Source organism: Paenibacillus oenotherae (assembly GCF_019443105.1).
In the GTDB taxonomy this organism is placed as follows: domain Bacteria; phylum Bacillota; class Bacilli; order Paenibacillales; family Paenibacillaceae; genus Paenibacillus_Z; species Paenibacillus_Z oenotherae.
The window spans coordinates 1-13,344 of record NZ_JAHZIJ010000005.1; the positions used below are offsets into that span (position 1 = coordinate 1).

7 protein-coding genes and 1 rRNA gene are annotated in these 13,344 nt (G+C 53.6%); all 8 read right to left on the minus strand.

Annotated elements, in window-relative coordinates; translation table 11 throughout:
* Window positions 1-329 (minus strand): 16S ribosomal RNA (locus K0T92_RS09305); the annotation flags it as partial.
* A gap of 390 nt (window positions 330-719) precedes the next feature.
* Window positions 720-2,774, minus strand: a complete 2,055-nt coding sequence (gene ligA, locus K0T92_RS09310) for an NAD-dependent DNA ligase LigA (protein ID WP_246628034.1) — start codon at window positions 2,772-2,774, stop codon at window positions 720-722.
* Window positions 2,775-2,846: 72 nt separating this feature from the next.
* On the minus strand, window positions 2,847-5,177 hold the full coding sequence (gene pcrA / locus K0T92_RS09315) for a DNA helicase PcrA (RefSeq protein ID WP_219872194.1): 2,331 nt from the start codon (window positions 5,175-5,177) through the stop codon (window positions 2,847-2,849).
* Between the two features lie 201 nt (window positions 5,178-5,378).
* The gene (gene pcrB, locus K0T92_RS09320) at window positions 5,379-6,110 is read right to left on the minus strand and encodes a heptaprenylglyceryl phosphate synthase (RefSeq protein ID WP_246628035.1); all 732 of its coding nucleotides are present in this window, start codon (window positions 6,108-6,110) and stop codon (window positions 5,379-5,381) included.
* Window positions 6,111-6,139: 29 nt separating this feature from the next.
* A complete protein-coding gene (locus tag K0T92_RS09325; protein ID WP_219872195.1) occupies window positions 6,140-6,505 on the minus strand; it encodes an STAS domain-containing protein in 366 nt (121 codons plus the stop codon).
* A gap of 50 nt (window positions 6,506-6,555) precedes the next feature.
* Window positions 6,556-8,718 (minus strand): ATP-binding SpoIIE family protein phosphatase, encoded by a 2,163-nt coding sequence (locus K0T92_RS09330; protein ID WP_219872196.1) that lies wholly within the window; start codon window positions 8,716-8,718, stop codon window positions 6,556-6,558.
* A complete protein-coding gene (locus tag K0T92_RS09335; RefSeq protein ID WP_219872197.1) occupies window positions 8,661-10,421 on the minus strand; it encodes an AfsR/SARP family transcriptional regulator in 1,761 nt (586 codons plus the stop codon). The genes K0T92_RS09330 and K0T92_RS09335 overlap by 58 nt, the downstream gene beginning before the upstream one ends.
* 233 nt (window positions 10,422-10,654) lie before the next feature.
* Window positions 10,655-13,198, minus strand: coding sequence for a U32 family peptidase (locus K0T92_RS09340; RefSeq protein ID WP_219872198.1), 2,544 nt, complete (start codon window positions 13,196-13,198; stop codon window positions 10,655-10,657).
* Between the last annotated feature and the right edge of the window lie 146 nt (window positions 13,199-13,344).

A 13,344-nucleotide genomic window follows, 5' to 3' on the forward strand; every position in this document is an offset into this window, starting at 1 on the left:
CCAGTGTGGCCGATCACCCTCTCAGGTCGGCTACGCATCGTCGCCTTGGTGAGCCGTTACCCCACCAACTAGCTAATGCGCCGCAGGCCCATCTGCAAGTGACAGATTGCTCCGTCTTTCCCAATTCAGCCATGCAGCCAAATTGCGTATCCGGTATTAGCATTCGTTTCCGAATGTTATCCCAGTCTTGCAGGCAGGTTGCCTACGTGTTACTCACCCGTCCGCCGCTAACTATCAGAGAAGCAAGCTTCTCTTCAAGTCCGCTCGACTTGCATGTATTAGGCACGCCGCCAGCGTTCGTCCTGAGCCAGGATCAAACTCTCCATAAAAGAAGTCATTTCGCTTCAGCCAAAGCCTCCGGCGAAACACCTTCCATAACTTCAGCCCGAAGGCCTCCGTCTAGTAGAAGCTTGTTAGCTCATTACATATTTAAAACGTTGTCGAATTAAAACTCGATCCATATGTTCAGTTTTCAAAGAACTTGCCGTCACTTTTTGTCGTGACAGGTTTTTATGTTATCAGCTTTTCAACCTCATGTCAACACTTTGTTTTATGATTATTTCACATACTGCTTAGTGTCATACACATGGGCTTCAAAAGCGACAAGAAATAATTTAACACATCCTTCGACAAATTACAACTAGAAATATATGACAAGGGACTGCCCCGGCTTTATTAGCCGGAACAGCCCCTCCCGTACAAGCTATCTGCACTTCTATTTACACTTCTCCCAGCATCGCCTTGAGCTCATTCTCATCTTCAATAACGGTAATGCCAAGGTCGCGGGCCTTCGTTAATTTGCTGCCTGCACTTTCCCCTGCGATTACGAAATCGGTCTTCTTGGAGACACTGCCGCTAATTTTCGCGCCGCATGCTTCCAGCTTTCGGGCCGCTTCGTCTCTCGTCATTGTTGGCAGCGTTCCTGTAAGAACGACGGTTTTGCCGCTGAACACCGTGTCCGTCCGAGTGGTAGGCGCCTGCTCCGTCTCGGCTTTTACGCCCAGGGCCAGCATGCGATCGATCGCTTCAGAAGCTATTGGATCATGAAAATAAGTATAGATGCTCTCAGCGACTATGCCCCCAACATCAGGCAGCCCAACAAGTTCCTCCACAGAAGCTACACGTATGGCGGCAATACTGCCAAAATGATCAGCCAGCATCTTCGTCGTCGCTTTGCCTGTATTAGGAATGCCGAGTGCGAATAGGAAGGCGGCCAGACCGCGCTCCTTGGATTTCTCTATCGCCTCCAGCAGCTTGCGGGCTTTGCGGTCACCGAATCGTTCGAGCCCAATCAAGTTGTCGTACTGGAGACTGAATAAGTCCGCCGGATCGCGCACACCGCATTCCTCATACAGCTGTTCCGCTGTCATGATGCTGAACGATTCGATATCCATCGCATCACGGGAAGAGAAATGGGTAATGCGCCCAATAATCTGCGGTCTGCACCCCAGCTTGTTGTTGCAGAACAGATGCGCTCCTCGGAGCTCCAGCGGAGTGCCGCATGACGGGCAAGCATCAGGATAAGGAATCTCTTGGCCCTGCTCATCATCAGCCTTGCCGAGTATCTCTGGTATGACATCATTGGAACGCCGGATGAACACCCTTGTGCCAAGGGCATGCTTGAGGTTCTTCCGCTCGATATCTCCCATATTATTCAGCGTGCAGTTCTGAACGGTAACGCCTGCGAGATCAACGGCCTCGACACGGGCGACGGGAGTTATTTTGCCTGTGCGGCCAACCTCCCATGAGACAGACTCCAGCACAGTTGTCGTTTCCTCCGACTCGAACTTGAATGCGACAGCCCACCGGGGGAACTTGTCCGTATAGCCCAGCACCTCGCGAGTTCGCATATCTGTAAGCTTGACAACTGCGCCGTCTATCAAATAATCCAGACCGCCCCTTACAGCCGCAAGCCTGTCCAGCTCCTCCTGCACTTCTTCAATCGTGCTCCAATACGTTGCATAGTCATTCACTTTAAACCGGTTGTCGCGTAGAAACTGCTGCATCTCCATGTGAGTTTCAAAAGAAACGCCATCTGCAAAACCGACATTATAAAAGAACGCGCTTAGCTTGCGCTCTGCTGTAATGCGCGGATTCTGATTGCGAAGCGCCCCTGCTGCGGCATTGCGCGCGTTCTTGAGCGGCTCTGCGGCAGTCTTGTTATAAGCCTCCAGCACGGACAGGTTCATAATGCCTTCGCCCTGCACCTCAATAGTCCCGTCTACGAATGGAATCGTTAGTGGAATGGATTTGATCGTCTTGACCTGGGCCAGAATGCCTTCGCCAACCGCTCCGTTGCCACGAGTCGCCGCTTGTACCAACCGGCCAGCCTCGTAGGTCAAATTAAGCGTCAGCCCATCAAACTTGAGTTCAATGACATAGGTTGGCTCCGGCAGGGGAGCTTCGTCCGGGTTTTTCGTGTTGTAATCTGCGATTCCTTTGCGGATGCGTGTGTTCCAGGCGATCAAATCCTCGATGTTCTGGGCTTTGCCCAGGCTCCATAAAGGGGAGCGGTGCCGGTGGGGAGCAAACCCCTTAATAATCTCTCCGCCGACTCGCCCTGTAGGCGAATCCGGCATCACATAACCGGTCTCCTGTTCGAGTTGGATCAGCTCATCATATAAGGCATCATATTCCTTATCGCTGATCGTCGGCTGATCGAGCGTGTAGTAGCTGTAGTTATGCTGCTCGATGCGTTCCGCAAGCTCGTGCATGCGCGAAAGCTGCTGAGGCTGGGGCGCCCCATTGTTTCCCGGTTCCATTGCCGTTGTCATCCATGAACCTACCTTTCCAAGTTCCATTGTCGCTGCTGAGTCTCAGTTACCCGATCTATGCTATGCAAAATGCTATACCTTCGTAATTGGAGCGAAGCTGGCGAGCAGCTTCTTCAAGCCAATCGGCGCCGGAAAGGCGATTTGGAGTTCCTTCCCGTTACCCTCCCCGCGTATGGATACGACCGTGCCGATTCCCCACACTTTGTGCGTCACTTTGTCGCCTTCCTTGAAGTCTCGCGCCGCTGCGCCTTCGGCGCCGCCGCCCGCAGCCTTGGCCGCATCCAACGGTGTGCTTACCCGCACGCCGCCCGCACTTCCGCCCGCATTCGGGCGTGCAGCCGCCCCTCCGCGATGTCCGAAGCCGGCTGTACCGGAACCCGCTCCGCCATACCGGCTGCCGCCGCTTGTTCCGCCGCCCGCCTGACGCCCGATTGTGCGCCCGAACGGCGAGGCTTCCGCCTTCAATTCGTCAGGCACCTCTTCAAGAAAACGAGACGGCTTGTTCGAATTTGTCCGGCCGAACAAGGTGCGCATCCGCGCGCAGGTCAAGTAGAGCTGCTCCTCCGCTCGTGTGATGCCAACATAGGCGAGACGCCGTTCTTCCTCAAGCTCGTCATTGTCCATAAATGCTCTGCTGTGCGGGAACACGCCTTCCTCCATACCAATAATAAAGACAATCGGAAATTCCAGACCCTTGGCGCTGTGCATCGTCATAAGGACAACCGCATCCTTCACGCCGCCCTCCGGCTCATCCTTGTCCATGGAATCGATATCTGCAATAAGCGCCAAATCCGTAAGGAATGAAATTAACGATTTATCCTCATTGCGCTTCTCGAAGTCCTGTGTCACGGACAGAAACTCTTCGATATTCTCCACCCTTGATTTGGATTCCAGTGTATTCTCACGCACCAGTTCCTCGCGGTAGCCGCTCATCTCTATCACTTTCTCAGCCAGCTCCGTCACCGACAAATAATCAACCATTCTGGTCAAATTATCGATCATATCGCGGAACTCTCTCAGCGCAGTCCGCGCCCGCCCTGTCAGCTCAAGCCAGTCCAACTGCTCCAGCAGGGCAAAGATAGAGATTCCCTTCTGACCTGCTTCTTCAGCCAGCTTGGCCACAGTCGTATCGCCTATGCCGCGCTTGGGCACATTCACGATCCGATTGAAGCTAATATCGTCATCGGGGTTGGAGATTAAACGCAAATAAGCAAGAATATCCTTGATTTCTTTGCGGTCGTAGAATCGGATTCCACCGACAATCTGATAAGGGATATCGGATTTGATCAGCGTCTCCTCAATGACCCGCGATTGGGCATTCGTCCGGTAAAGTATCGCGTGATGAGCAAATTTCCGCCCATTGGAGGCATTCTTGCGGATCTCCGAGGTAACAAAGAAGCCTTCCTCATGCTCGGAATCCCCCTGATAGACCGTTATGCCCGCTCCCTCGCCGCGATCCGTCCACAGCTTCTTCGCCTTGCGGCCTGTATTCAATGCAATGACAGCATTGGCAGCATTAAGAATGTTCGCTGAAGAGCGATAGTTCTGCTCCAGCAGTATCGTTCTCGCCTCCGGATAATCCTGTTCGAAATTCAGAATATTCGTAATGTCTGCACCACGCCAGCCATAAATCGATTGGTCGCTGTCACCCACTACACATATATTATGATGATTGTCCGCAAGCATCCGGCACAGCATATACTGCGCCCTGTTCGTATCCTGATACTCATCGACATGAATGTAACGGAATTTATTCTGGTAGAAGTTCAATACATCCGGCTCGTCCTTGAACAGCTGGATCGTCTTCATAATGAGGTCATCAAAATCGAGTGAATTGTTGCTCTTCAGCCTTTTCTGATACGCACTGTACACCTTGGCTACGATTCCGTCGAAATAATCGCCTATTTTGCGTTCAAACTGCTCCGGGGTGATCAGTTCGTTCTTGGCTCCGCTGATAGCTGCCTGGACGCTCTTGGGCTCAAATTTCTTCGTATCGATATTCAGATCCTTCATGCAATTCCGAATGACGGACAACTGGTCTGTTGAATCCAGTATCGAGAAGCTCTGGGTAAAGCCGATTCGGCCAATATCCTTGCGCAGAATGCGCACGCACATGGAGTGAAACGTCGACACCCAAATATCCCGTCCGGACGGCCCGATTAGCGCAGCCACCCTTTCCTGCATTTCGCGCGACGCCTTGTTCGTAAACGTGATGGCCAGAATGCTCCACGGGGCGACACGGCGCTTCTCGATCAAATAAGCAATGCGATGCGTAAGCACGCGTGTCTTGCCGCTTCCCGCTCCTGCCATGATGAGGAGAGGACCTTCCGTCGCCTGTACCGCTTCCCGCTGCTGCGGATTAAGCTTCTGAACGGCCTGGTCGATATTGATAGGGTTCACCATTGTATATTAAATACTCCTTTTGTTCGCATTTGTTCGCCTACATTCAAGTCTAGCATATGCTCGTTAGGTGTCAATTCATTATGAGCCATTTCACTGTATTTTCCATGAAAAAAGAAACGGTTCTCCAGCGAACCCCATCCCGCTTGCGGTTCGTTCAGAATAACCGTTCCTGCTCCTTTTCTTGCAAACCACTTTGAACCATCACTTCGCATGATCGTATGGAGAACGCGTCTCCTTCACGGCCTGTACCGTCTCAAGCGCAGCATCCAGCCGGTCATAGAGCGCATTACCAACGACAACCGTATGAGCAAACTCCGCCGCCTGCCTGGCCTTCCCGGCACTGTCAATGCCTCCGCCATAGAATAGCCTCGATCCCGTCAGCAAGCCTCGAACCCGCTTCAGCAGCTCCATATCACCGAAGGTGCCGCTGTATTCAACATACAGAATAGGCAGCCTCATAAGCCTGTCCGCCATATACACATGCGCTGCAACCGATTCGGCGTCAAGCCGGGTCTGCGCACCTGTGAGCCTGGCCGCTTCCGCCGTCTCATTCAAGATCAAATAGCCTTCCGCAGCCGTCTCATTCCACGGAATGAACGTCCCGTATTTGCGCAGCGCCGCAATTTGCCGTCCGGCTACCCATTCTCCATGTGGCGTATTAAGCACAAGCGGTACAAAATAATAGTCAAAGCCCGGCACCGCCGCCTCCTCGCTGGAAACTTCAAGGGCACAGGGCACCTCGTAACGGCGTATTCTCGACATCAAATCAACTGTATTATCGTATGTGACTCCGCTGGATCCGCCCACAATGACAGCGTCTGTGCCCGATGTGCAAATCCGCTCAAGCGCCCCGTCATCAAGTTCCCGATCCGGATCAAGCTTAAAGACATGTCTCCATGATTCATAAATTGCCGCGTTGAGCTGCTGCATCATAACCTCCGTGCTTCTCGATAGTCTGTCTATTATAGCTCCAGCGCCTCAATGCGCTGAATGACCGCGAATTCATTGGGATACAGCATCAGAAATTCAGTAAGACCGACCATGCGGAATAATTTCTCATAATGCGACGATACGCCCCAGGCAAACGTATGTACGCCCACCTTCCGTCCCATTCTGGCCAATCGGATCAGAACCGCCATGCCGCCACTATTAATATACGCAACCTGCGAAAGATCAAGCGCCAGAAACCGGACATTGGAGGCAACCTCAGTTCCTCCGTTGAAGCTGGCAAACAGCTCGGTGTCCGCAGATTTGGTCAAATCTCCTGCCAGCGTTAATACAATGCCATTGGGAAATTGACGGGATTCCAATCTAAAAGGCTGTTCCATCTTTTCAGATCTCCTATCTTTATAACAGTTCATGAATATAAAAGCCCGCTTTACTTCCGGAGAAAGTACAGCTCGGTATAAAATCCGGTTTCGTCACGGCTGGTCGCCCAATAATCGGAGAGCGAATCTATCATGACAAGCCCCCAGCCGCGAGGGTCTTCCGATTCGTGTTTTCTGACCATTTCCTCTTCACTTCGGGACACACGGGGGAAATACCCTCCGCCTTCATCATATATTTTGCATACGACGAGCTGGCTGCCGATCTGCACCTGCAAGGTCACGAATGCCCGCGGATTCAGCTTATTGCCATGCTCCATGGCATTCAGCAGCGCTTCCGCAACGGCGCTTTCTATATCCTCGCGCACCGTGGATTGCGGCCAGCTCTGCTCCATCCATTCGCCAAGCTGGACCGTAACCGCGCGCTCTTCCCCGAACCTGCTCGCTATCACCCATTCCCGGTATACGAATTGGTGCGGCGAGAAATGCGTAACATCCCCGTGAGCAGCCACCTCCGCGCCCAGCTTGCCCACCGGAGAGCAGAAATCATTCGCGAGCTCCAGTATAACAACCGTCCGGTCATCACTCCCCGCACCGCTTCTCTGATCCATTCGTCCCAGCCAATCATCAATCATTTGCGGCAGCTCCTTACACGTAGTCCATGTCGACAGCTCTGCTTCCAACCCTTCAAAACTGTACATCGTCCCCGAATCGTCCGCCGCCTCAATTAACCCATCCGTATATAAAACGAAGCGGTCGCCGGGCTCCAGCTGCAGCGTGCGAACCTCATATGTAAGCTCATCATCAAATCCAATCGGCAGCGAGCTGCAGTCAATCGCGCTGAAATTGCCGTCCGGCTTGACGATATAAGGGGATAAATGCCCTGCGCTGGCATATTGAACGGCATTGGACATCATATCGATGACGCCAAGCCCGATGGAAACCGAGCCTTCCTCGCCCATCGCCTCACACAGCTGGCGATTCATGCGGGCAAGCACTTCCCCCGGATTCCCGTTGCGCTTAATTTCCGAACGGAACAAGATCAGCAGTGCTGACATGAGCAGCGCTGCAGGCATTCCTTTGCCGGATACATCGCCAATCATCACTGCGAACCGATTGGAGCCGAGCGGGACAACATCGAAGAAATCGCCTCCAACCTCTCTGTAAGGCTGGTATCTCGCAGTGATTCTGAAGGAGCCAATCGTCATGTCACCAGGCGGAAGAAGCTTCTGCTGCACATTGTAGGCTAGTTTGAGCTCCCGTTCCAATGACTCATATTCCCGATTGATGCGAGCTTGCAGCTCATTGAGAGCCACGGCCAGCTCGACCGCTTCATCATGCGAGCTGAAGAGCATCTTCCCTCCAAGCTGAGCCGGTCCCCCGCCAACCAGCTCCCGGATATTGCGGATCAGTCCCCGCAACTCATGTCTGAACTGAATGGTCACATAACAGAGCATAGCCATCCCCAGCGTAAAGTAGAAGAGCGCTTCCATGCCGAATTTGACGGGATCAACCGGCTCGTTCGCTGCCGTAGAGAATAGTACAAGCTGCAGCAGATTCAACAGCGTCGCGAGCAAGGAGCCTGCATAGGTGATCATCATCGGCTGAGCGAACGAGGCGCGTCCGGCTATCCGTTCTGATGGAGGCTGGAATCTGAGAATATCGGATTGAAGAATTCTTCTGGCCGCTATGAACAAGAGCAGGGAAACGAGGAGCGTTAAGCCCAGCTCTCCCGCAAAAATGCCAATCATCCGCGGCCAGTCCACCATATAGGCTTCATCCAATGTTTTTGCATAGGTTCCGCCCATAACATGAAAGAGAATCAAGCAAAGCAGGCCGATCACATTCATGGCAATCAGCAGAATATACGGCAAATTAAACAGTAGTTGAAGCGATCGATGAACATCCTGCTTTGCTGTATGATCTGCAAAAACATTAAATACCGGCCTAAGCTGCCAGTAGGTTATCCCCAGCAATGCCGCTGTTGCAACGATACAGCCGACAACGGCAGCCGGTACAGCAACCGGGAGCAGCTTCTGCACAGGTATTCCCAGTATGAACACAGTTTCAATGTATAAAAGGCAGAGCCCGATAAGCAGAGATGCCACATAAGCGATACCCAGACGGCCCAGCAAATGGCGGAGCGCTATACTGCAGGCTATTCCCATAATAAACGCTTCGTCTCTGCGAGCGGCTCGGTTCCCTGCTCCCTGCATGTCCTCTCTAGCCGGCGATACCAGCCGATTGCCTCCGCTCTGCGTCCTCTCAGCAAGCAATGGCGTATCATGAATTCATAGGCTTCTTCCTGCTCCGGGCGCAGGGCGATCCAATCCGCCAGACGCTGCTCCACGCGAACCTCATCATGCAGCTCGGAGTAGTAGATCGCGAGCCGTTTGAGCATCACCGTCTGTCTCTCCACCAGCTGCTCCCGAATCCGCTCCAGCCATTCCGAAACAGGCAGCTCCGGAGCCAATTGCCCGAAGAGAGGCAGCGCTTCATCATACAATCGGCAGGCCGCTTCGCGGTCATCCAGCCAAAGCTGGTCTCCGACCCGTGAAAGCGTGATATAAGTTTCTGCATCAACAGCATCGACGATTACATCATCGATACCGATCACCCCTCGCTTGGCGTAAACAGGATCCTGGGGCAGTCCTACATCCTTGAGAGTCTGTCGCAGATCATGCAGGGTTACATAAAGCTGATTGGCCCGTTTCGCAGGCTCGCCCTCGCCAAATACGCGCTCAATCAGCTGCTCTCTATTCGCCTTATATCCCGGCTGCAGGAGCAAGTAAACGAGCAGCTCGCCCGCTTTGCGCCGCTTCCAAACGGGTTCAGCCGCCGCTCCCTGCTGTGTGCTGAAGAGAATGCCATCGATAAGCTTGATTCGCCATCTGACAGACGCCGGATGCGGCTCTCTGTCTGCGGCATCGCTATTCGATTCAATAGCGGCAGGTTCTGCAGCCTGCCACTTCTGCTCTACATTATCGCTCTCATGCCGGATGCTGCTCGACAGCGTCTGGAACATCCTCAGCGATGCAGGTGTGGATACAAGCTGCTGAAGCCGTTCCATCGTCTGAAGCTCAATTGAAGCCCTGACGCGATTGCCGGTTGCCAGAAGGTGCTTCACTTTTGCCGCCGCGACATAGATTTGAATCTCGATATCTCCTGCCAAGGCGCTAACTGGCTTCTCGTCAGGCGCATGCAGCAGAACCGCCCTGCACAGGTAGGCATAACGTGCCGGCAGCTTGTCACATTGCTCCGGGCTCGGCCGTTGATGGGCTAGAATCTCATATAGCGGTTCGCAGTATGCCTCCCCTGTAAGATGCCGCTCCAGGTAGAGCAGCCATAGCCGCCAGTCCGAATCCCCGACTGTTAGAGGATCATAGAGCAGCCGGTCGAGCAGGACGAAAGCCGACCAGAGGGGCTTGCTTTCCCGCCGGAACGACTCTGCTGCCGCATAATACAGCCCATCCAGCTCGTTATTAGCATCGGCAGCCGTCTCCGGGCTCCCGTTCACCGCATTCCGGGCCAGCGCCCAAGGGACGAAACCATTGCAATGATCCGGTGTTCGATCCCATTCCTGGCGGAGGAGCGACAGAATCGGCTGTGCCTCCTGGCGGTCGCCCACCTGCCCATAGAGCAGAGCCAGCATTCCCATCATCGAAAGCATGGCGGATTCATCAGCCTGAGCCGCGAATCCTTTCAAAGCCGATTCCAACCGCTGCTTCGTCTCTACAATCCGCCCGTTCAGCAGTCCATCCTCGCATTCCGCGCGGAGAAGCAAGGGCGACTTCCCGCGAATTTCTTCGGGGATCGCCTTCAGTTCACTTATTTCCGGCATTCTGCCATCCAATATAGCTTGTTCTATGTTAAGCACTTCATTTAGCCAATTACGATTCTCATTTTGCTGTTCCATCATGTCAGATCACCACGTTCACCTTTTACTGCCAACCTTAGCTCGAGCCTCTTCAGCTTCTTCTGACTGGGTTGCAGTGTTCAAGTTAATTAATGCTACTATTCGCCCTATTTTGTCAAAACCCTTCCTGAAGACCCATATCTCTGTACAAATTTAGCATGACGGGCAGAAAAATGCGGATTAAGAAACAAGAGCGGCCTACTATTAATGTCATAGGCCGCTCTTGCATCATCATGCTATTTGACTAACTGTCCTCTTGTTACGCCAAGCTGGTTAATGGCTTTCAAACTGCGCCAAACCTGGGTTCCATTAATTCTCCCTGCAATGGCGGCACTATATAAATCGATGACCTCCTCCACTTTGTCCGCCGTCTCCTCCAGAAACTCAATTCGGAACGAAGAGACGCCAAGATCAATGAAGGAACGCAAATATTCTGCCCCCGACTGCTCAATTGCGTTGTAGACCGTATTGCGGCAGCCCTCGTCCACTCTTACCGGATGCGACATCCCGATGCGATCCTGCAAGGAAACACGGCGCTCCTCACAAGGACGACCGCAATTCGTATAATCCGTGCCCTCGCTAAGGAATGTGCAGTACACACAATGCTCGGTATGGAACATAGGCAGATGCTGGTGAATAACGACCTCCATTCTGGACGTATCGCTGCGGTTCAGCAGATCGAACATCTGCTGCACATTCAGGTCATATGAAGGTGTAATAAGGTCGCAGCCCGCTTCAGCGAACAGATCCGCCGCCTTATGATTGGCCACATTAAGCGAAAAATCGCCGATCAGCTGCGGAAACTTCTCGCCCGGCCTTTCGGCGCGTGCCCGCAGGTAGTAATAGAGCGCCCCTGTATTGCGAACCAGCACTGCATCCGGCTGCAGCTTCAGTATATTGGCATGATAGCCGTTCTCGCCCGGCATATGAATTCGCGGCGTAGCCAGTGCAATAGGCTTGCCCGCACGCCTGGCCAGCTCAATCGCGGCTGGGAACTGCTTGATGAATTCGAAGTCCGCATAGATCATGCCGACCTCCCGTCTTAATGCCGCCTCCACTTGCGGCAAAGTGCGGCAGAGCACCGTCAGCCGAACCCCTTCATGACTCGGCGCCTCCTGTGCTGGCTGGGCGCCGTCCCCAGGAACGATAGTCCCTCTATGCGAGGCGTCAGCATAGACATCAACGCTTCGTTTCACATACTCGGGCGGCTTCGGCCGCTCGCCTGCCAGCAGCTCCACAGCTTCACGCCGCATCCGGTTCAATTCACGGACAGGTACGATCAAATCGCCATTCAACTCGGCATCCAATGATTCCAACTGATAGAGCGTGCCGCCAAGACGGCCAAGCTGCTCTTCAAGAAACGCATGATCCATCGGGCGCTTCTGAGCCTGCTCCAGCGTAAGCTCGGAGACTACCTCGACGGTCGTCCCCTTCTGAACGTCCGTCCACCAGGAACGCAGCGGCTGTCCAAGCACGCCTCGGACTTTCACGTGAAGCGGGAATACCCGGTATGGCTTTTCTGTTTCAAAGGTGGCACGCAGCCTCTTGTCCAGCGCGGGATCACTCGTCTTCCAGATCCGGTCGCCCACATGAACGCGCCGCAGATCAACATCATTACGGCCGGCAACGATCTCCAGTACCGTATCCTCCTGCGCCTCTCCCTCCAGCTTGACACCTTGGCGGCGTATATCGTAGACGCGGCCGCCCTCTTCCTTCTTCGTAGGATCTCCGGCGTCGAAGACGATGCCGTCGCCGCGCTTGAGCGGCGCTTCGATCCGGCAAACCACCGCATCGCGAAGCACCCGCTCCACACGGCCCAGATAGACGCCCCGGCTCTTGGGGAACGTTCCTTCCACTAACTGCTTGTTGTTGGTCCCGCCCAAAAAGCCGTGGGTGAATCCACGCGAGAAGCTCTGCTGCAGCTCGCGCATCTGCTCCTTCGACGGGGCCGACCGATCCCCGTCGAAATATTTGTCAATCGCCAGCCGGTACTTGCTCACTACATTCGCAACATATTCCGGGCTCTTCAGCCGTCCTTCAATCTTGAATGAGGTCACGCCTGCCTCAATCAATTGGGGCACCAGTTCCACCGCCGCGAGATCCTTGGGCGAGAGCAGGTAAGCCACATCGCCCATAGGCTTCTGCTCGCCATCCACCATGAGGTCATAAGGCAGACGGCAGGCTTGAGCGCATTCTCCGCGATTGGCCGAACGGCCGCCCCACATTTCCGAGGTGAGGCATTGGCCGGAATAAGAAACGCATAACGCCCCGTGTACGAACACTTCCATAGGCAGCTTCGCCTGCTCGCCAATCGTCTTGATTTGCTTCAAGTTATTTTCCCTGCCAAGCACAACCCGCTCGATGTCGAACGGCTTCGTAAATTCCACCGCTTCCGGCGATGTAATCGTCATCTGTGTTGATCCGTGAATCGGAAAATCGGGCGACATCTCGCGAATAAGCTTCACAAGCCCCAAATCCTGCACGATAACCGCATCGACGCCCGCATCGATACAAGCCTCTATCAGGCGCTTCGCCTCATTCAGCTCATCCTCGAATACCAATATATTAAAAGTAAGAAATCCCTTCACTCCATAGCTGTGCAGAAAGGCCATAATCTCCGGCAGCTCGTCCATAACGAAATTATTCGCCCGAGCTCTGGCATTAAACTTCTCCACGCCAAAGAAAACCGCGTCCGCCCCGTTCGCCACTGCTGCACGCATGCAATCCCAATCGCCGGCAGGCGCCAATAACTCAACATCTCCATGCTTCAACGTTGCCATATTTCTATTCCGCCATCCTTATCTATTCGTTGCCTGATTTCCTTTAAGTGTAACAGAGCAGCCGCTTAAGCGAAAGCCGCCCCTTCCGGTAATCATCGGAAAGAAGCGGCCTCGTTAATTGTTCTAATTGGTTCGTAGAAGTAAAA